The sequence below is a fragment of the Kaistella solincola genome, assembly GCF_000812875.1.
Taxonomy (GTDB): domain Bacteria; phylum Bacteroidota; class Bacteroidia; order Flavobacteriales; family Weeksellaceae; genus Kaistella; species Kaistella solincola.
Map to the genome: position 1 here is coordinate 1,147,795 of NZ_JSYK01000003.1, position 20,329 is coordinate 1,168,123.

22 protein-coding genes are annotated in these 20,329 nt (G+C 40.3%); 7 read left to right on the forward strand and 15 right to left on the reverse strand.

Annotated features, from left to right (window positions below):
* Positions 1-87: 87 nt before the first annotated feature.
* The 3 genes from OA84_RS09345 to amaB all read right to left on the reverse strand — a co-directional run bounded on the left by OA84_RS09345 (position 88) and on the right by amaB (position 3,388).
* Positions 88-330, reverse strand: a complete 243-nt coding sequence (locus OA84_RS09345) for a putative signal transducing protein (protein WP_039345174.1) — start codon at positions 328-330, stop codon at positions 88-90.
* 119 nt (positions 331-449) lie between these two features.
* Entirely contained in the window at positions 450-1,784 is a 1,335-nt protein-coding gene (lat, locus tag OA84_RS09350; RefSeq protein WP_039345177.1) for an L-lysine 6-transaminase, read from the reverse strand.
* A gap of 53 nt (positions 1,785-1,837) precedes the next feature.
* Positions 1,838-3,388: an L-piperidine-6-carboxylate dehydrogenase gene (amaB, locus tag OA84_RS09355; protein WP_039345180.1), complete on the reverse strand. Its 1,551-nt coding sequence runs from the start codon at positions 3,386-3,388 to the stop codon at positions 1,838-1,840.
* Between the two features lie 134 nt (positions 3,389-3,522).
* Between amaB and OA84_RS09360 the strand changes: the two genes are divergently transcribed.
* Positions 3,523-3,741, forward strand: coding sequence for a hypothetical protein (locus tag OA84_RS09360; protein WP_039345183.1), 219 nt, complete (start codon positions 3,523-3,525; stop codon positions 3,739-3,741).
* A gap of 2 nt (positions 3,742-3,743) precedes the next feature.
* On the opposite strand, the gene OA84_RS09365 is transcribed toward OA84_RS09360, so the two are convergent.
* The 5 genes from OA84_RS09365 to msrB all read right to left on the reverse strand — a co-directional run bounded on the left by OA84_RS09365 (position 3,744) and on the right by msrB (position 7,551).
* Entirely contained in the window at positions 3,744-4,289 is a 546-nt protein-coding gene (locus OA84_RS09365) for a GNAT family N-acetyltransferase (RefSeq protein ID WP_039345186.1), read from the reverse strand.
* Positions 4,290-4,475: 186 nt separating this feature from the next.
* The gene (locus OA84_RS11610) at positions 4,476-5,519 is read right to left on the reverse strand and encodes a bifunctional transcriptional activator/DNA repair enzyme AdaA (protein ID WP_039345190.1); all 1,044 of its coding nucleotides are present in this window, start codon (positions 5,517-5,519) and stop codon (positions 4,476-4,478) included.
* Between the two features lie 102 nt (positions 5,520-5,621).
* Positions 5,622-6,221 (reverse strand): DUF2911 domain-containing protein, encoded by a 600-nt coding sequence (locus tag OA84_RS09375; RefSeq protein ID WP_039345193.1) that lies wholly within the window; start codon positions 6,219-6,221, stop codon positions 5,622-5,624.
* Between the two features lie 137 nt (positions 6,222-6,358).
* Positions 6,359-6,877, reverse strand: a complete 519-nt coding sequence (locus OA84_RS09380) for a fasciclin domain-containing protein (protein ID WP_233701842.1) — start codon at positions 6,875-6,877, stop codon at positions 6,359-6,361.
* 137 nt (positions 6,878-7,014) lie between these two features.
* Complete coding sequence (msrB, locus tag OA84_RS09385; RefSeq protein WP_039345196.1) at positions 7,015-7,551, reverse strand: peptide-methionine (R)-S-oxide reductase MsrB; 537 nt, start codon at positions 7,549-7,551, stop codon at positions 7,015-7,017.
* 93 nt (positions 7,552-7,644) lie between these two features.
* Here msrB and OA84_RS09390 point away from each other — a divergent pair, with 93 nt between their 5' ends.
* Together OA84_RS09390 and OA84_RS09395 are read left to right on the forward strand one after the other, a co-directional pair.
* On the forward strand, positions 7,645-8,223 hold the full coding sequence (locus OA84_RS09390; protein ID WP_039345199.1) for an RNA polymerase sigma factor: 579 nt from the start codon (positions 7,645-7,647) through the stop codon (positions 8,221-8,223).
* Positions 8,224-8,225: 2 nt separating this feature from the next.
* Entirely contained in the window at positions 8,226-9,002 is a 777-nt protein-coding gene (locus tag OA84_RS09395) for an anti-sigma factor (RefSeq protein ID WP_039345204.1), read from the forward strand.
* Between the two features lie 69 nt (positions 9,003-9,071).
* Here the strand turns inward: OA84_RS09395 and OA84_RS09400 are convergent, their stop codons facing one another.
* The 7 genes from OA84_RS09400 to OA84_RS11575 all read right to left on the reverse strand — a co-directional run bounded on the left by OA84_RS09400 (position 9,072) and on the right by OA84_RS11575 (position 16,222).
* Positions 9,072-9,605 carry a hypothetical protein gene (locus OA84_RS09400; protein ID WP_052252171.1) on the reverse strand — a complete coding sequence of 178 codons (534 nt, stop codon included), beginning with the start codon at positions 9,603-9,605 and terminating at the stop codon, positions 9,072-9,074.
* Positions 9,606-9,966: 361 nt separating this feature from the next.
* Complete coding sequence (carB, locus tag OA84_RS09405; RefSeq protein ID WP_039345207.1) at positions 9,967-13,152, reverse strand: carbamoyl-phosphate synthase large subunit; 3,186 nt, start codon at positions 13,150-13,152, stop codon at positions 9,967-9,969.
* 2 nt (positions 13,153-13,154) lie between these two features.
* Positions 13,155-14,243 (reverse strand): carbamoyl phosphate synthase small subunit, encoded by a 1,089-nt coding sequence (locus OA84_RS09410; RefSeq protein ID WP_039345208.1) that lies wholly within the window; start codon positions 14,241-14,243, stop codon positions 13,155-13,157.
* A 72-nt stretch (positions 14,244-14,315) separates the two neighbouring features.
* Positions 14,316-15,212 (reverse strand): aspartate carbamoyltransferase catalytic subunit, encoded by an 897-nt coding sequence (locus OA84_RS09415; RefSeq protein ID WP_039346022.1) that lies wholly within the window; start codon positions 15,210-15,212, stop codon positions 14,316-14,318.
* A 290-nt stretch (positions 15,213-15,502) separates the two neighbouring features.
* Complete coding sequence (locus tag OA84_RS11570; RefSeq protein ID WP_233701834.1) at positions 15,503-15,697, reverse strand: hypothetical protein; 195 nt, start codon at positions 15,695-15,697, stop codon at positions 15,503-15,505.
* A gap of 52 nt (positions 15,698-15,749) precedes the next feature.
* Positions 15,750-15,902: a lyase family protein gene (locus tag OA84_RS11595; RefSeq protein ID WP_262493314.1), complete on the reverse strand. Its 153-nt coding sequence runs from the start codon at positions 15,900-15,902 to the stop codon at positions 15,750-15,752.
* Positions 15,872-16,222 (reverse strand): lyase family protein, encoded by a 351-nt coding sequence (locus OA84_RS11575; protein ID WP_262493315.1) that lies wholly within the window; start codon positions 16,220-16,222, stop codon positions 15,872-15,874. The genes OA84_RS11595 and OA84_RS11575 overlap by 31 nt, the downstream gene beginning before the upstream one ends.
* A 222-nt stretch (positions 16,223-16,444) precedes the next feature.
* Here OA84_RS11575 and OA84_RS09425 point away from each other — a divergent pair, with 222 nt between their 5' ends.
* The 4 genes from OA84_RS09425 (at position 16,445) to OA84_RS09440 (ending at position 20,276) form a co-directional block, all read left to right on the forward strand.
* Positions 16,445-16,861 carry an IS1/IS1595 family N-terminal zinc-binding domain-containing protein gene (locus OA84_RS09425; protein WP_039345211.1) on the forward strand — a complete coding sequence of 139 codons (417 nt, stop codon included), beginning with the start codon at positions 16,445-16,447 and terminating at the stop codon, positions 16,859-16,861.
* 139 nt (positions 16,862-17,000) lie between these two features.
* The gene (locus OA84_RS09430) at positions 17,001-18,320 is read left to right on the forward strand and encodes a hypothetical protein (RefSeq protein WP_039345214.1); all 1,320 of its coding nucleotides are present in this window, start codon (positions 17,001-17,003) and stop codon (positions 18,318-18,320) included.
* Between the two features lie 44 nt (positions 18,321-18,364).
* Complete coding sequence (locus OA84_RS09435) at positions 18,365-19,996, forward strand: MFS transporter (protein WP_084060899.1); 1,632 nt, start codon at positions 18,365-18,367, stop codon at positions 19,994-19,996.
* A gap of 52 nt (positions 19,997-20,048) precedes the next feature.
* Positions 20,049-20,276 (forward strand): DUF6814 family protein, encoded by a 228-nt coding sequence (locus OA84_RS09440; protein WP_039345216.1) that lies wholly within the window; start codon positions 20,049-20,051, stop codon positions 20,274-20,276.
* Positions 20,277-20,329 lie beyond the last annotated feature (53 nt).

Below are 20,329 nucleotides of genomic sequence, written 5' to 3' on the forward strand. Positions count from 1 at the left end.
AATCAGCAAAATAGGGCAAAAAAAATCGAAATCTCCGGAAAGATTTCGATTTCTGTAAAACGTAAAATTTAAAAATATGAAGTTGTTTTAGTTTTTGCTTAGGTTAAATTCTGATTCTTTTAGCATTTCATCGATGATTTCAAATGCTTTTTGCTCATCCTGCAAATTTACCATTACCCGTACCATGGTGGCTGTTGGCGTTGTCGTAAACGACATATAGGTGTTATTGGTGTACGTGGTAATTTTTGCGGCTTCTAATTTTGATTTTACCAATTGTACTTTTGCTGATTGGTCACTTTCAAATACAGGGACTCTTGTTTCTCTTTCCATTTATCTTGATCATTTAGAGACCTAAAGGTACAAAAAAAATCGGTAAATACTAAATTTTAACATTAAATTTACTTAATACCCATTTAAAAAGCACAATTAATAGCAGTTTTTTACAGGTATCACATTTTCTTTAAACAAACCTCAATAAGGTCTAACGCCATTTGCAGCTCTTCCCGCGAAACATTTAAATGCGGTCGGAAACGTATGGAACGGTCACCGCAAGCTAAAATAATTAAATGTTCATTGTACAAAAGCTCACGTAACTGGTCGCGCTGTTCGCCGGTCGGTAAATCTACAGCGCACATCAGGCCGCGGCCGCGCGCATTTGAAACCAAATTCGGATATTTTGCCTGAAGATTCTGCAGTTTTTCAAGCAAATAATCTCCCATAATCCGGGCATTTTCAACCAGATTTTCATTTTCGATCACTTCCAAAATCAGCTGAAAACGCAGAATATCGATAAAGTTTCCACCGAAAGTTGAATTGATTCTGGAGCTTTCGCGGAAAACATTGTCCGGAATTTCATCAAACTTTTCTTTGTTCGCCAACACACCGCAAACCTGGGCTTTTTTCCCGAACGAAATAATATCCGGTGCCACGCTGAAATGCTCAAATGCCCACATTTTTCCCGTTAAACCAATTCCGGTTTGCACTTCATCAAAAATCAATAAAACCTCGTTTTCGTCGCATATTTTTCTTAAACCAACAAAAAATTCATCGCGGAAATGGTGGTCGCCGCCTTCAGCCTGAATTGGCTCAATGATGAGACACGCAACTCTGTTTGGATTTGCAAGTATCGCTTCTTCAATATTTAAAAGTGCTAAATTTTCGTGTTTAATGGTTTCCTCCAGATTTTCTTCGGTGATCGGGAAATTCAAATGTGGATTAATGATTCTCGGCCAGTCGAATTTCGGAAAATACATGTATTTCCTGGGATCTGCTGTGTTTGTGAGACTCAAAGTATAGCCGCTTCTGCCGTGGAACGCCTGTTTAAAATGAATGCAGATTCCCGCTTCGATGTCTAAACCTTTTTCGAAATTCTTTCGTGTTTTCCAGTCGAAGCACGCTTTCATTGCGTTTTCTACGCCCATCGTTCCGCCTTCAATGAAAAAGCAATACTGCAGTTCTTTCGGAATTGCAACTCTTTCAAAAACCTTCATAAAATCGGCAAATTCCTGCGAATAAACATCGGCTAAAGTGGGTTTGTTAACGGCCATTTTTCCGAGCCAGGCAGATTTTTCCATGAGATATGGATGATTGTAACCGATCGATGCGGAGGCAAACATCGAAAACATATCGAGATAATTTTTTCCCGTCACACGGTCGTGAATCCAGGAACCGTGAGATTTGTCGAAATCCATCACAAAATCAAAACCATCTGCGAGCATGTGCCGCGAAAGCGTTTGCTTAACAGCGTTTGAAGGTTCTGGATGTGGAGCTATTGCGTTGTTCATAGTTTTAAAATTAGAAAGTTGAAATTGAAAAATTTGCCGTTTTAGCAGGTTATTTATAAATCGAATTTTATTCCCTGCGCGAGTGGCAAGCTGTCTGTATAATTAATGGTGTTGGTTTGTCGGCGCATATAGTATTTCCAGACATCGGAGCCGGATTCGCGGCCGCCACCGGTTTCTTTTTCACCGCCAAAAGCGCCACCGATTTCAGCACCGGACGTCCCGATATTTACATTCGCGATTCCGCAATCGGAGCCTTGCTGAGAAAGGAATAATTCTGCCTGACGCATATCTGTCGTCATGATGGCGGAACTTAAACCTTGCGGAACGTCGTTCTGCATTGCAATTGCCTCTTCCAAAGTTTTATATTTCATGATGTAAAGTATCGGTGCAAATGTTTCGTGCTGTACGATCTCAAAAGAATTTTCGACTTCCGCGATACACGGTTTTACATAGCAGCCGGACGTGTAATGTTCACCTTCTAAAACGCCACCTTCGACCACAAATTTTCCGCCTTCTTTCTTGCATTTTTCAATGGAATCCAGATATTGCTGTACCGCGTCTTTATCGATCAATGGTCCCACGTGATTGTTTTCATCCAAAGGATTTCCGATTTTCAGTTGCGCGTACGCCTTCACCAAACGGTTTTTCACGTCTTCAAAAATAGATTCATGTATGATTAAACGTCTCGTAGATGTGCATCTTTGCCCCGCAGTTCCTACAGCGCCAAAAACAGCACCGATAATCGACATATTTAAATCTGCATTTTCAGTGAAAATAATGGCATTATTTCCTCCCAGTTCCAAAATTGATTTTCCGAAACGCTGCGCCACATTCGTTCCGACCATTCGTCCGACTTTCGTAGAACCTGTGAAAGAAATTAAAGCCACATTTTTATCATTAACCAATCGGTCACCGATTTTGTGATCGCCCACAATCATGCTGGAAATTCCTTCCGGCAACTCGTTTTCCCTTAAAACTTCAGTAATAATATTTTGACACGCAATTCCACAAAGCGGTGTTTTTTCCGAAGGTTTCCAAATGGTGACATTTCCACAGATCCACGCAAGTGCTGTATTCCAGGACCAAACTGCTACCGGAAAATTGAAAGCGGAAATAATCCCCACGATTCCGAGCGGATGATATTGCTCGTACATGCGGTGCCCCGGTCTTTCAGAGTGCATCGTAAAACCATACAGCTGGCGCGATAAACCTACGGCAAAATCACAGATATCGATCATTTCCTGAACTTCACCCAAACCTTCCTGCAAAGATTTTCCCATTTCATACGAAACCAGTTTTCCCAAATCCTCTTTGTAGTGACGCAGTTTTAAACCAAACTGCCTCACCAGTTCGCCTCTTTTCGGTGCGGGAATTTGTCGGAATTCTAAAAATGCTTTTTTTGAAGTTTCAATCACCGCGTCGTAATCGCTGAAATTCGCGGTGGTGACTTTTGCGATGAGTTTTCCGTCGGTTGGCGAATAACTTTCGAGCACATCACCATTGGCAAAGTATTTTCCGCCGGTTGAAACTCCTAAATTTTCTGTTGAAATTCCTAAATTAGAAAGGGATTTTTCGATTCCAAAATCCTGATTTGTGTGGGACATAATTCTATTTTGAGTTGACCTTAAAGATAGAAAATTTAGCCAAAGCAGGAAAATTTCGGGAGCTTTTCTTCGGATTTTTTTAAACTTTAAGTGATAAAAAACAGGAAAAAATGCCGAAATAAGGCGGAATTTTTATGGAACGAAAATCAGGCGTCCGAAAAAATAATGTTAATTTTGAGGAAAAGTATTCAATGGAAAATATTCAGCCGGAAAACGGCAAAAATTCCAAATTTAGAAAATGGTTTAAACGCGTCGGCATCGGCGGTTTGATATTTTTCACCGTGAAAGGAATCGCGTGGCTTTTTGTGTTTTATTACGGTGCAGAACTTTTTCAGGACTGCAGTGCGAAATAATTTTAATGTAAATTCTGCTTGATTTTCCAGGCTTTTTTCGTGATTTGGAAAACGGTATTTATTTTTGAAGCTTCGCCGAAATACGCCACTTCCTCGTTCCCCAAATTTTCTGCGCCCAACTTTTCCATCGCTTTTATGGAGCGTAAATTATCCTTTCCGACATGGAAAATCACCTTTTCCACAAACTGGAAAATATAATCCAGCATCATATTTTTCACCTGCGGATTGATGTTTTTCCCCCAGGATTTGGTGCCGTAAAAAGTGTAACCGATGAAAATGCTGTTGTCTTCTTCGTTAAAATCATAAAATCTGGTGCTTCCCAAAACTTCCTCTGAATTTTTATCGATGACCAAAAATGCACCTTTGCTCTGAAGCGCGCCGGTGAAAAAATTTTGAAAAACTTCTCTTTTATAGCGTTCTTTATTCGGATGCATTGCCCAAACTTCCGGATCGGAAGCGACCGCAAATAACCTTTCAAAATCGTTTTTCTGCAAAGGAACGAGCTCAATATTTTCGTTTTCTAAAGTAGGTTGAATGGAAAAATTCATGGCTTTTCGGGTGTTTTTTTTGATTTTAAAAAGTTAAGAAATTTTCTAATAAAACGCGTTTTCGCAAGAGGGATCGCAGTGGAAATCCCGCAATACCGGCCGCCAGGTCGGGATGAGGAATTGCAACGAAGAGCCCGGCTTTTTTTGAAAAGGTGAAGCAAGGAAAAAAAGCTTGCCCAAAAAGAATTAAAAAAGAATTGCCTGCTCCAGTTCCAGCAACTTCTGTTTGCGCCAGATTCCGCCGCCGTAACCGGTTAACGTTCCGTTGCTGCCGATGACGCGGTGACACGGAATTAAAATCGAAATCTTATTCATGCCATTTGCATTGGCGACCGCGCGAACTTTTTTCGGATCACCCAAAACATCCGATTGTTTGCGGTAAGACCAGGTTTCACCGTAAGGAATGTGGCGCAAAACCTGCCAGACTTCTTTTTGAAAGTTTGTTCCGACCGGCGAAAGCGGAACCGTAAATTCCTTTCTTTCACCCGAAAAATATTCCGCGAGTTCCTTTTCCAAAATTGTAAAATGCGGATTTTCGCCCTGAATAATTGTGGCGTTTAAGGATTTTGCCAAATCTTTAAACTCGGTTTCCAGCATTTTTCTATCGGTGAATTCCAACATGCAGATTCCGTCTTCAACGGCCGCGGCGTACATCGTTCCGAGCGGAGTTTCAAGTCTTTTTAGATCGATAATTCTTTGCGTTTTAGAATTTTTCGGTGAGACACCAAAAATAGTTTTAAAGCTTTCATTAAAACCGCTTAAACTCTCAAAACCGCTGTCGTAAGCCGTTTCAATAATATTTTCACCTTGCTGAAGTTTTTTAAAAGCAGTATTTAGGCGAAACATTCTTTGGAAAGCCTGAAACGTCATTCCGTGGTTTTTCTGAAACCAACGACGCATGGTTGCAGGTTCGATGTCGCGCTGCATCAAATCATAATCTTTAAATTTCAACGCGGGATTTTCGCGGAGTTCTTCTAAAATTTTTTGGATATAAACGGGCGTTTTTTCCGGGTTTTCCAGAGGTTTGCAGATTTTGCAAGGTCGGTAACCTTTTAAAATTGCCGCTTTTGTGGACGAAAAAAATTCTACATTTTCAGATTTTGGTTTTCGCGCCGTGCAGGTGGGGCGGCAAAAAATTCCGGTGGTTTTTACGCCCATCCAAAAAACGCCTTCGAACTCGGAATTTTTTTGAAATGAAGCTTGGTACATGATATCGTCTGAAAGTTGCATACGGTAAATTTAAAGCAAATATACTTTAAGACAAAAACCAATACAACCGAAAAATTGACAACTATTTTTCATAAAAAAAGTGAACCGAAGTTCACTTTGAAATTATTTTTTCGCAGCGGCGTCTCTTTGGATTTTGTTGATCTCGTTAAGTTTTTCAATAATCTGACCGACGACTTCGGGTTTTGCTTCTTTAATATTAACCGTTGCTTTGGTCATATCCCAGGATAAAACCAAATCTATAGAATGCGCATCCACAGGATTTAAAGCGATCTCAAACCATTCCTGTTTTTCGGAAGATTTCTGAGCCGGTACGGTTACATCGATAACATTGAGTTTCTCGTCGTAAGTATACGCGCCCCACTGCTGTGCATCTTTATTTAAAATGATTTTCCAGTCTTTTTCGGTTGGAATCACGAAAAGTCCGTAAGTTCCTGCCATTACTTCTTTTCCGCCGAAGTTTACATTTTGGCCGAAAGTGATTTTAGTTGAAGAATTTGCGCCAGCACGCCACACTTTTCCGAAAGGAACGAGGTCGCCGAAAATTTTTCTGCCTTTCACGCCCGGTCTGCCATAATCAACAGTAATTTTTGAAAGTGAAAACTGCTGTTCCACAGTTTGGCGCGGACTGGCAGTTGGTACGCTGAACTGCGCAAAGCCCATCATAGAGAAGGATAAAGCGAAAAGTAAAATGATTTTTTTCATAGTTAAAATTTATTCGGTGTTAAAAAGGTATTTTTTTCAGTTTTGCTAAGATAGAAATTTTGAGCCGAAAAGCCGGAAATAAAAAGTCACTTAAACCGAAATTTAAGTGACTCCCATTAAAAATAAAACTATGAAAACTATGGCATAAGAACCGTGTCTATAACGTGAATTACACCATTTGACTGATTAACATCTGCAATTGTAATTTTTGCAGAGTTTCCTTTGGCATCGGATACATACATCATATTATTTTTCATCCAGAAGCTTAATTCTTCACCCTGAACTGTTTTTGCCATGTATTTTCCACCATTTTTTGTGATCCACATGGATAAATCTTTAGCGGAAATTCTTCCCGGCACCACGTGGTAGGTTAAAATTTTGGTCAACATTTCTTTGTTTTCCGGCATTACCAGCATATTTACCGTTCCAGCTGGCAATTTTTCAAAAGCTGCATCGGTTGGTGCGAAAACCGTGAAAGGTCCGTCTCCCTGTAAAGTTTCTACTAAACCTGCGGCTTTTACGGCAGCGACTAAAGTCGTGTGATCTTTGGAATTTACGGCATTTTCAATAATGTTTTTGGTTGCGTACATTGGTGCGCCGCCCACCATTACGGTTTTTTCCTGCATTGTCATCGGTGCGCAAGATTGTGTTGCCATTCCGAAAGTTAAAGTTAGCGCTAGGGCTGCTGTGGTCATTTTTAAATAGTTCATTTTAAATTGATTTAATGTTATATAATTGATGTGTTGTTTGGAGATACGAGGTTTGGAAAGTTTTGGTTCTCTTCTGCTTGAAATTATTTTGAATTTTTTGCATTCGGCTCAAATTCCAGCGAAATTGAATTCATACAAAAACGCTTCTTCGAAGCTGTTGGTCCATCATCGAAAAGATGACCTAAATGCGCGTCGCATCGTCCGCACCGAACTTCGGTTCTGACCATATTATAAGAAGTGTCCTTTTTATAAATCACCGATTTCGGGCGGATGGTTTCAAAAAAACTCGGCCAGCCGCAGGTGCTCGCAAATTTTGCATCCGATTTAAATAAAGCATTTCCGCAGGCAGCGCAATAATACGTTCCGAGGCCGTCAAAATCATTGTATTTTCCCGTGAAAGCCATTTCAGTGTCATTGAGTCTGGAAACCGAAAAAAGATTAGCGTTCAAAACTTTTTTCCAGGTAGAATTCGGCATATTCAGGATTTTGGTATCTGTTCGGGAATAGAACGGATTGACGATATTTTTACCGTTTATTTTCTGGATTCTTTGCGCTTCCATCATTTGAACCGAAAAAAGAGAAACCAAAAAAATTGCCGATATTTTAAGGAAATTTTTCATTTTATAAATTTTATTTAAAAGATATACGGCTGAAGTGAAAAATTGGTTTTATATCTTAAGAAAATAAACTATTTTTGAGGGCGAATAATTCATTTGAAAAGAGAAACCATTTCTACGGAGCAACTTTTGTCTTTACTGTTAAGTAGAGATGAAAATGGTTTTAACTATTTGTATGATAATTATTCAGGCGCACTGTATGGAGTAATTTTCCGAATTGTGCGATATGAAGTGGAAGCTAATGAAGTGATGCAGGACGTGTTTGTAAAAATCTGGAATTCCATCACCAGTTATGACGCGAAAAAAGCCACACTTTACACCTGGATGCTGAACATCGCCCGAAATTCTGCCATCGACCGCCTCAAATCAAAATCTTTCCAAAACGATTTAAAAAACCAAAGTATCCCCGACTTCGTAAATGACAATGCAGCACTTTCTACGGAACAGATTCACGAATTTCATGAGGTTCAAAAAGGAGTAAATTCTTTGCGGGACGACTATAAAATCCTGATCAACAAAGCCTATTTCGGTGGTCTTACCCAAGAGGAAATTTCCGAAGAACTCGGCATTCCGTTGGGCACAGTAAAAACACGTACAAGAGCTGCCTTATCAGAATTAAAAAATATTTTAAAAGATTTTAAATTTATTATTATTTTATTTTTTTTGCTTAAATAAAAGTGGATATTAAAACTTACATATCATCTGGCGTGATTGAAGATTATGCATTGGGAATCCTTCCGCAGGAAGAATCTTCGATATTGGAGTGTGTAATGAGCAATAATGCAGAAGTTAAACAAGCCGTACTTGAAGTGCAGGAAACATTAGAAAAATTAGCAACAATACAGGCGATTACACCGCCGACCACTTTGAAGGAAGAAATCCGGAAAAGAATCGAATTCGGAAATCCCGCCGTGAATTCCGGAAAAATAGTGCCTTTAAGCACCGAAAAAACTGAAATTAGAAAAACCGGCGATTTTTCCGGTTGGATGAAAGCCGCTTCTGTAGCCTTGCTTCTTGGTTTAGGATTTTTAGGTTATCAGCTTTCAAATAAAAATGCGGAGCTGCAAACCATCGCGCAACAAAACACGGAACTATCCACCAAAATCACCGATTTGGAACAGATGAATTCCATCATTATGAATTCCAGAAGAATTGAATTGAAAGGCGTAGAAAAACATCCGGACATGATTGCGGACGTGTATTGGCACACCTCGAAAAAAGTTTTTCTCGAAATTAAAAATTTGCCGCCAGCGCCGGCCGGGAAACAATATCAGCTTTGGGCAATTGTTGATGGAAAACCGGTAGATATGGGAATGCACAATGCGAAATCCGATTCTACCGTTCAGGAAATGAAGTCTGTAGACAAAGCACAGGCTTTCGCCATCACTTTAGAAAAAGAAGGCGGCAACGCGCAACCTACGATGGAGGAAATGTACGTTATGGGAACAACTTAAAAAAAATTTGCTCTTTTAGCACCAAAAAAATCCACATTTTTCAATGTGGATTTTTATTTTTTGTAGTTCTTACAAATTGTTAGAATCATCAGTATACCATCTGTTGTAGGTATCTCTGGCGTCATCCTCATGTCTTGGTTTGAAGCCCATGTAGATTCCACCGTTTTTGATGTCGTCCTGGTATCTTTCAGCTTCATCTTCCGGCACGCCCATTCCGGTAAGTGCTCCGATTAAACCTCCTGTTGCGGCTCCTGCTCCTGCTCCTGCAAGTCCTGCTGCTAACGGACCTGCAACGATCAAACCTAAACCAGGTAATAATACGTTACTTCCGATTGCTGCAATTGCACCTACAACAGCACCAACTCCACCACCGATTAAGGAACCGGTTCCGGCATTGTCAGCTACTTTATCTCCAAGAGCAGTGTCTGTATCAACATCGTTTTCGAAGTGTCTTTTTCTGGTTTCGTCAGACATCATCACGTTGATATCATCCTGTCCATAACCTCTTGTTGATAAATCGTTGTAAGCACGATCCGCATCTTCTCTGGTGTTGAATACTTTTGACACATAATCATTTCTGTACTCTGGCTTGTAATTTTCCATAATTAAATAAATTTTAATGTTAGTATAGTGTTGCTGTCCTAAATTCAATTAAGGTGCCACCCTCCGGTCATTTCGGTTTATTTAACATTTTTTATGAATTACTGCTGAATAATAAAAATTTGGGGTTGTTTGGGAAAAAAAATTCAGATTAATATAAGGAGTGCATACTAATGAAAAATTCTGTTTTAAATTTTATTTGAGTTAAATCAGAAAAATTCCGCCTTAAAGCAGGTAATTTTTCGGAATTGAATAGGAAGAATTTTGATGAATTTTGTTTAAGCTGAAACAGAAAAATTCGGCTTTATTTCAGAATAAAAAAAGCGAAGATTTCTCTTCGCTTCAGTTATAATTAATGGAAAATTTACATCATTTCCATTTTGAAACTCATGCTTTCGATGACTTTCAAAATCGCTTCCACTGTGTCCATGGAAGTTAAACACGGCACTCCGTTTTCCACCGATGTTCGGCGGATCTGGAAACCGTCTCTTTCCGACTGCTTTCCTTTGGTCATGGTGTTTACAATGTATTGAACTTTTCCGGTTTGTATTAAATCAATTAAATTAATTTCCGGATTTTCCTCGATTTTATAACCGATTTTTGTGCGGACGCCATTTTCTTTAAAATAATTTGCGGTTCCTTCCGTCGCCCAGATTTTAAAACCAATTTCCTGAAATCTGCGCGCAAGTTCACAAGCTTCAGCTTTGTGCTTATCAGCAACGGTGAATAAAATGGCACCGTGTAGCGGCATTTTTCTGCCTGCACCTACCAAACCTTTGTATAAAGCTTTTTCTAAAGTGACGTCTTTTCCCATCACTTCGCCGGTGGACTTCATTTCCGGTCCGAGGGAAATATCAACGCGCGTAAGTTTTGAAAATGAAAACACCGGAACTTTTACAAAAACACCTTTTTTCACCGGTGCTAAGCCGTTTTTATAACCAAGATCTTTCAGTTTTTTACCGAGAATCACTTTCGTTGCTAAATTTGCCATCGGGATTTCGGTGATTTTCGATAGAAATGGTACAGTTCTGCTCGAGCGTGGATTTACTTCGATTACGTAAACACCGCCTTCAAAAAGCACGTATTGAATGTTCATTAAACCAATAACATTTAAGCCTTTCGCCAGTCTTTCGGTATAATCAACCAAAGTCGCAATTTGCTCCGCAGTAATGTTTTGCGGTGGATAAACCGCGATGGAATCTCCGGAGTGAACTCCCGCCCTTTCGATGTGCTCCATAATTCCCGGGATTACCACCGTTTCACCATCACAAATCGCATCCACCTCAACTTCTTTTCCGGTTAAATAGCGGTCGATCAAAATCGGATGTTCCGAATTTTCTTTCACCGCATTTTCCATATAATGCGCGAGCTCGGCTTCGTCATAAACGATTTCCATTGCCCGTCCACCGAGGACATAACTCGGACGAACCAGAACCGGAAAACCAATTTCTTTTGCGATAATTTCAGCTTCCTGTGCAGTGAAACAGGTTTTCCCTAAAGGTTGTGGAATTCCCATTTCCTGTAAAGCTGCTTCAAATTTATTTCTGTTTTCAGCGCGGTCTAAATCTTCCAGGGAAGTTCCGAGAATTTCCACGCCGTGAGCCGCTAATTTATCAGCTAAATTGATGGCTGTTTGTCCGCCGAACTGCACCACGACGCCTTTTGGTTTTTCCAGGTCGATGATGTTCATCACATCTTCTTCGGTCAATGGTTCAAAATATAACTTATCCGAAATTGAAAAATCGGTAGAAACTGTTTCCGGATTATTATTAATGATAATCGCTTCGTAACCCATTTCTTTAATCGCCCAAACCGAATGAACTGTGGCGTAATCGAATTCTACACCTTGTCCGATGCGAATTGGTCCGGAACCCAGAACGATAATTTTTTCTTTTTCAGATGGAATGCTTTCGTTTTCTTCTTCGTAAGTTCCGTAAAAATAAGGCGTTTCGCTTTCAAATTCTGCAGCGCACGTATCCACCATTTTATAAACCGGCATGATGCCGTTTTCTCGTCGGAATTCGAAAATTTCCTTTTGACCGGAATTCCATAAAGTTGCAATGCTGAGGTCGGAAAATCCTAATTTTTTAGCTTCCAATAAAATTTCCGTGCTGAACTTATTTTCCGCAATTACTTTTTCAAAATCGATGAGCTTTTTAATTTTCCAGATAAAAAATTTATCTATTTTGCTCCACTCCACAATTTTTTCCCAGTCATAACCACGTCGTAAAGCGTCACCGATGATGAATAAACGCTCGTCATCACAAACGCGGATTCTTCTTTCGATTTCTTCGTCGGTTAAAGCTGCAGCGTCCTTCGATTTTAAACCGATGTGTCGCAAACCTGTTTCCAACGAGCGGATGGCTTTTTGTAAAGATTCTTCGAAATTTCTTCCGATCGCCATCACTTCGCCGGTTGCTTTCATTTGTGTTGAAAGTCGGCGGTCCGCGGTCTCAAATTTATCAAATGGAAAGCGCGGAAATTTCGTTACCACATAATCGAGAGCCGGTTCAAAACATGCATAAGACGTTCGGGTCACGGGATTCATTATTTCATCTAAAGTAAGTCCGACGGCAATTTTTGCTGCAATTTTCGCAATCGGATAACCGGTTGCTTTACTCGCTAAAGCGGAAGAGCGCGAAACTCTCGGGTTCACTTCGATGATATAATAGTCGTAAGAATTCGGATCTAAAGCGAGCTGGACATTACAGCCACCTTCAATTCCCAAAGCACGGATTATTTTTAAAGAGGAATTACGCAACATTTGATATTCGCGGTCGGACAACGTTTGCGACGGCGCAACAACAATAGAATCTCCGGTGTGAATTCCCACGGGATCGATGTTTTCCATGTTACAAACCACAATCGCGTTGTCGTTTTTGTCGCGCATCACTTCGTACTCAATTTCCTTGAAACCCGCGATTGATTTTTCAATTAAACATTGTGTTACCGGTGAATATTTAAGGCCAAAACTGGCAATTTCTTTAAGTTCGTCGTCATTATTAGCAATACCGCCGCCGGTTCCACCCATGGTAAAAGCCGGACGAACAATCACCGGATAGCCGATATTACGAGCGAATTCCAACGCTGACTGCACGGTGTTTACAATATCAGATTCCGGTACCGGCTCATTCAGTTCACGCATTAAATTGCGGAACAAATCGCGGTCTTCAGCCTGATTGATTGCGGAAAGTTTCGTTCCCAAAACTTCCACTTTACATTCTTCTAAAATGCCGGAATTTTGAAGTTCCACCGCCATATTCAGTCCGGTTTGTCCGCCCAAAGTTGGCAAAAGCGCGTCTGGTCTCTCCTTCCTGATGATATGACTTACAAATTCCAGCGAAATCGGCTCGATATAAACTTTATCTGCGATTTCCACATCGGTCATAATCGTTGCAGGATTGGAATTGATGAGAATCACTTTGTAGCCTTCTTCACGCAGAGAAAGGCAGGCCTGGGTGCCGGCATAATCAAATTCTGCCGCCTGACCGATGATAATGGGACCTGAACCAATAACTAATATCGTGTTTATATCTGCTCTTTTTGCCATGCTTAGTTAGATAATTTTTTAAATTTAAATTCCTCCATTAATGTAATAAACTCATCAAAAAGATAGTTCGCGTCTTCCGGGCCGGGGCTGGCTTCCGGATGATATTGCACCGAAAAGCATGGATGAATTTTATGTTTAAAACCTTCATTGGTTCTGTCATTCAAGGCCACGTGAGTTTCCACAAGGTCGGTGTTTTTTAAAGATTCCTGGTCAACCGCATAACCGTGGTTTTGTGAAGTAATGGCTACTTTATTTTTTGCTAAATCAAGAACGGGGTGATTGCCGCCACGGTGACCGAATTTTAGTTTGAAAGTTTTTGCACCGCACGCCAAACCGATCAGTTGGTGGCCGAGGCATATTCCAAAAATTGGCACTTTTCCCAGCAAATTTTTAATCATTTCAGTAGCGCCTTTTACATCTTCCGGATCACCGGGACCGTTTGAAAGCATCACGCCGTCTGGATTGATAAGCAGAATTTCTTCCGCCGTGGTATCCTGTGAAACCACAATAACATCGCAATCTCTTTGTGCCAGTTCGCGTAAAATCCCATGTTTGGAACCGTAATCTACCAAAACCACTTTCAAGCCTCTTCCAGGATTTGCAAAAGACGTTTTAGTAGAAACCTGCGCCACTTGATCGGTTGGAAAAACCGTGTTTTTTAAGCTTTCAACAACTTCAGATTCTACCGCCTTTTCGTCCACAATTTTGCCTTTTACCACACCGGAAGTTCGGAGAACGCGAGTTAATCGTCGCGTATCGATCCCACTGATTCCTGAGAGATTTCTTTTTTTGAAGAATTCATCCAAATCCATTTGCGTACGGAAATTAGAGGGAAAATCACAGACTTCTTTTACGATTAAACCTTTAATAGCCGGCTCGATACTTTCGTAATCATCGCGGTTGATGCCGTAATTTCCGATGAGCGGATAGGTCATGCAAACGATTTGGCCACAATAAGACGGATCGGAAATAAGTTCCTGATAGCCTGTCATTCCGGTATTGAAAACCACTTCACCTTCGGTGTCGGTCTCCACTCCGAAACTTTGCCCGTGGAAAACCTCGCCTGTTTCTAAAATTAGTTTCTTTTTCATCAATTTTTTATTTGTATAAGGTCGGGATGTAAAAAGTACAATGTTTCAACTATCTGTACCTTACGCTTCAATTTACTTAAACTCAAACCCTTTTGCTTCCAAAGCTGTTTTTAAAATCGCCATTCTGGCGAAAACGCCGTTTTCCATTTGTTTGAAAATTCGGGAGCGGCTGCATTCCACCAAATCTGCATCGATTTCCACACCTCGATTTATCGGTGCCGGATGCATAATTATTGCGCCTTTTTTCATTGCTTTTTCGCGTTCTTTCGTCAAACCGAATTTGCGGTGGTATTTGTCGGCAGAAAATTTCATTTTTTTGTCATTTTCGTGTCTTTCATGCTGAATTCTGAGCAGCATTACCACATCAACTTCTTTTACCAAATCATCGATCGATAAATAGGTTCCATTAATTATTGTTCCTTCATCAAACCATTCTTCCGGTCCGGAAAAATATACTTTCGCACCTAATTTTCTTAAAACTTCGGCGTTGGAATTGGCGACGCGGCTGTGTTTTACATCACCCACAATTCCTATTTTTAAACCTTTAAAATCACCGAATTCCTGCTGAATGGTCATTAAATCCAAAAGATTTTGGGAAGGATGATTACCGGTTCCGTCACCACCGTTGATTATAGAAATATCGATGTTTTTAAATTCATCGTAAAATTTCTCCTTTTTGTGGCGAATAACGCAAAGATCAATTCCGATGCTTTTCAAAGTTTTCACTGTGTCGTAAAGCGATTCGCCTTTGTTTACCGAGCTTGCTGAAACATCAAAAGGGACAACGTTTAAGCCTAATTTTCTTTCAGCAACATCAAAACTTGTTTTCGTGCGCGTACTGTCTTCAAAAAAAAGGTTCGCTACATGGATTTCGCTGGTGGCTTTCAAAACTTTACCTTTTGAAAATTCGGTGGCTTCTTCCAGCAATTTGTGGATTTTTTCTACGGATAAATCGGCGGTTCTGAGCATAATTTTAGTTTTTAAATCAAAAAAAAACGAAGCCAAAATGACTTCGTTTGTTAATAAATATCGTGATTATCGGCATTGCTGCCTTTATGTAAATCGTCTAATGGAAATATTCTTTTCATTAGATGCAAAGATATAAATTTTTCTGAAATCTGAAAATGGTTTTCACATTTTAAAACAATTTCTCTGTAATAGCGGCTTTCCCAATAACTTTAATATTTTTGTTAAAATGGATTTTTATGGGCGCAAAGGATAGGATGATTCTCAGTTTGCTTCAGGAAGAGTCAACTATTTTAAGAAAAACGATTTAAAGTTCCTGCTAAAACAGCCATCGACGACGCCAGCAATTTTTCGGATTTTCCACGCGTCATCTGTGCGTAAACCGAATTGTAATTTAATGTTTTGAAATTCAGGTGATACGTCGTGCTTTCGCGGTTAAAATCAGGAAGGAAGAACCGTAACCGCCGCAGAACCCAAAGGACTTTCATTAATGATGTTCACCAATAAAAGCATTTCAGCATCGTCTGTCAAAGCTTCCGCTTAAGCGCCAAACCACAAACCGAACGACGACGGCATGGCGATTTGAAAATGCGTGTAGCCGGTAAGCAAAACATTTTTATGCTGATTGGCGAGGCGAATTAGCAATTGAAATAATTGGTCGGTTAAGCCGCCAATTTTCCGGATTTCATCCAACAAATACAGTTTAATATCCAGCAAAACCTGATCGTTTCTGGAACGAGCAGTGTGTATTTTTTACCTGCTAAACCGAGCTTTTTTATTAAAATAGCTTCAATTTGCGAATGGATATCTTCAGCTTCCGGATCGATTTCGAAAGTATTATTTTGGATTTCTTCTAAAATTTCGTTTAAAACTGAAAGCAAATCCAGCGATTCTTTTTGCGAAATCAAGCCGATTTCCGCCAACATTTTGCAGTGCGCCATCGAACCAAAAACATCATATTTTGCCAGTCGGTCATCGAAATCCAAATCTTTCCCGACGGTGAAACGGTTCACCAAATCATCGGTTAAAGATTGGTCTTTTTGCCATATTTCTTCATCATTTTCTTTAATTTAAAACATTTTTTACCGGCTGTTTACAGTATTTTTCTAAAATTTTGATATAAAAATCAATGCCTTCCTTTAGCAGATTATTTATCTTGAGAATTTATATCTAAATTTTTTTCGCTTCTATCAAATATTGCTCATTTATTATATATTTGCTAAAAAGATATATTTATGCCGAATTCCTGTCCGAAATGCAATCAGCAAAATATTGTGAAAAGCGGTATTATTAAAGAACGGCAACGTTTTTTGTGCAAAGACTGCAAATACTACTTCACGGTTAAAAAACTCGGTAAGCAGATTGATGATTACGTGGTGACAAAAGCACTTCAGCTTTATCTGGAAGGTCTGAGTTACCGCGAAATAGAACGGATTATCGGTGTTTCACACAACACGGTAAGTTCCTGGATTAAGAAATATAACATTACGCGGCCGCCGCATTCCGATTTTCATCCGGTTTACAAAGTTTTTAAACAAAACGAGCTTATACAGTATATGTCCAAAGAGGAAAATCTAAAAGGCTCCGGACTTGTTATCACAGAATTTGGGGACAAATACATGATGATTAAATGGGAAAGGTTTAAGAAATAAATTTCCCCGTATTTGGGAATTTTTTTTCAATGTGGATTTGTAGCTATATGCATTACACTTGTATATATTAAATTTCTTCAGATAGATTTTTAGTTTCAATTTAGTTTCAGCAAAAAACTAAACTAAAAATTATTAATCCATGAAGAAAACTGCTGTTTTATTAGGAATTATTTCTTCGCTTATATTTTCAGATTTTCTCGTGGCGCAGGACACGCCCACCAACGAAGAGCTTTTGAAAAGAATCGAAGCTCTGGAAGCTGAGAAAAAAGCACCGAAGGAATGGGACGTTTCCCTATACGGTTGGGTGCGCACCGAATATAATTTTGACAGCAGACAATCCGCGTACACCCGCGAGCTGCAACTCAATCTTTATCCACTGGATGAAAAACTAGACGCAAACGGAAACGATATAAACGCTGCCGGCGGAAGTAATATTTTAGCAATTACGTCGCGTGTCGGCATCCGTTTTCGTGGTCCGGATGTATGGGGCGCAAAAGCCACCGGACATATTGAAGCTGATTTTTACGGAAATACAGAGCTCAATAAAAGCTCAGCAGGTACGGGAAGTACCGGCTTGATGAGACTTCGCCACGCAACAGCAACTTTGGCCTGGCCAAAAACTGCGGTAACTTTCGGACAAACCTGGTATCCCACTGTAATTCCTGATGTTTTTCCTGGAGTAATGAACTTTAACAGCGGCATTTTATTCAATCCTTTTGGATGGGCAGGTCAGGTAAAAGTTGCACAGAAATTAAGTCCGGAGCTTACATTTACGGTTGTTGCGTATAAAGACCGCGAATTTCAAACCGCAAACGCTACCGGCGCTTCACCGAACAGCGCAGTATTCAACTCTGCCCTTCCCACTTTCCACGGACAGCTGCAATACAAAAATAAAAACGTCACCGCCGGTGCAGGCGCAGAATACCGGTCCATAAAACCGGTAATTGAAAATGCAGGTTTGGCTTCTGATGAAACGGTAAAATCTGAGCTCTTTTTCGGGTATTTTAAATACGCGAACGAAAAAATAATCACCAAATTATACGGAATTACAGGCAGAAATCTGCATCATCTGGTCATGCTCGGCGGTTTTGCCGGTTATACGGAAACCAACGGTCAGGAATCTTATGAGGCTTCCAAAACTTCCTCTTTCTGGGTAGATGTTGCCAGCGCAAATGCGAAAGTTGCGCCCGGTGTTTTCTTCGGTTATACTAAAAATTCCGGTGTCGATGCTGGTTTTAAAAATCTTTACGTGCGCGGTGCCGCGGCACAACGAATTATCGACGATGTTTGGCGCGCATCTGCCCGCGTGGAATTCAAACAGAATAAATTCAATATCGCGCCCGAAATAGAATATACAGCTGCTACCTGGGGCGATGTTAATACAGAAGGTCAGGCGCAAAATAATCTGAAAGATGTGGGCAATTTCCGTGCGATGCTACGGGTGATGTACTCCTTTTAAGCAGTTTTCTTATCAAATCTAAAATCAAAAAAAAACAAGTAATTATGGCCAAAAAATTTAAATCTCAGGAGGAGCATGATGCTTATGTCGCCGAGAAAAAAAAGAACAAAACCATTTGGGGCGTCATCATGGCGTCGTCACTCGGGACGCTGATTGAGTGGTATGATTTCTACATATTCGGAAGTTTAGCCGTGGTTTTAGCGACCAAGTTTTTCCCGGCAGATAACCCAACAGCCGCGTTTCTTTCAACTTTAGCAACTTTTGCTGCAGGATTCGTTGTTCGGCCTTTTGGGGCATTATTCTTTGGAAGACTGGGCGACATCATCGGTAGAAAATATACCTTTTTGGTAACGCTTCTCATCATGGGTTTTTCAACCTTCCTCATCGGTTGCGTTCCGGAATATGAAACCATTGGTTATGCTGCACCGGTTTTGGTTTTAATCCTGAGACTTTTACAGGGATTAGCATTAGGTGGTGAATATGGCGGTGCCGCAACGTATGTAGCAGAATATTCGCAACCGCACCGGCGTGGTTACTGGACTTCATGGATCCAAACCACTGCAACTGCTGGTTTATTTATTTCGTTGATTGTAATTCTAGTAACCAAAACCTCGCTTTCTGCGGAAGAATTTGACAGTTGGGGCTGGAGAATTCCATTCTGGATTTCCATTTTAATGGTGGGAGTTTCGTATATCATCCGACGGAATATGGCAGAATCTCCACTTTTTGCGAAAGCGAAAAAAGAGGGAAAAACCTCGAAAAATCCATTAAAAGAAAGTTTCGGCAATAAGTTCAACTTCAAATTTGTTTTGCTGGCGCTGTTCGGAGCCGTCATGGGACAAGGCGTTATCTGGTACACGGGACAATTCTACGCAATGAGCTTTATGCAGAAAGTGATGAACATAGAATCGTCACAGGTTGACACGATGATGGCACTGGCACTTTTTGTCGCAACACCGCTTTTTGTACTCTTCGGTTGGTTATCCGACAAAGTTGGTAGAAAACCGATTATGATGATCGGGATGTTACTCGCCATTATCGCCTACCGCCCGATTTACAAAGCCATGTACAATTCGGTTCAAATCGAAAGCAAAGTCATTGCAAAAAATGGTTTAACGGAGAAAAGAACTGCTAAAGCACACGCAAAAATTCCGACAGACAGCTTGATTACTTTTCACCAGGAAAAAATCTTTACTGATGGAACGTTATTGAAAAAAGACAGCATCGTACACTGGGCTGCAGCCGGACCAATTATGGTTGACGGAAAAGCTGAAGCGCCACTCATCAAACAGTCGATTACCGTAAATCCTGACACGCGCTGGTATTTGATTTTATTGGTCTTTATACAGGTGGTTTTTGTAACAATGGTTTACGGTCCTATCGCAGCCTTTTTGGTGGAAATGTTTCCACTAAAAATCCGCTACACATCGATGTCGCTTCCGTATCATATCGGGAATGGAGTGTTCGGCGGACTGCTTCCGGCCGTAGCGACCTATCTGGTGACTTCCGGTAAAGATGCCGGTCATGCTGAATGGTATCTCGAAGGTTTATGGTATCCGATCGTCGTTGCCGCGGTTTGTCTGGTCATCGGAACACTTTATCTGAAAACCAAAAATAAAAGCTTAACCGAAGATGAATTTATAGAAACGCCGGCAGAAATTTCCGTGCCAGAATAAGGCTTTTTAGCGCATTATCTTCAAAATTTAGTAACTTTAAACAGGAAAAAAAATGGATCAAGTAAAAAAAATATTAGGAATTGTCTGGATGCTTTTAGCGCTCGTAGTCGCATATTACGGTTTGACAATGTTCGGAATTCCAAAAGTGATGTCCGACAAACAGGAAGACAATGTTTTCGGCTGGATTATCCTCACCGTTTTAATGCCGATTATCGTCGGTGGTTTAGGAATTTTCGGTTGGTATTCTTTCACGGGCGAATACGCGGACGATAAAATTTAATTAAACTGAACACTAACGGGAAATTCGTTTCCCGTTGGTTTCTTTTAAAATCA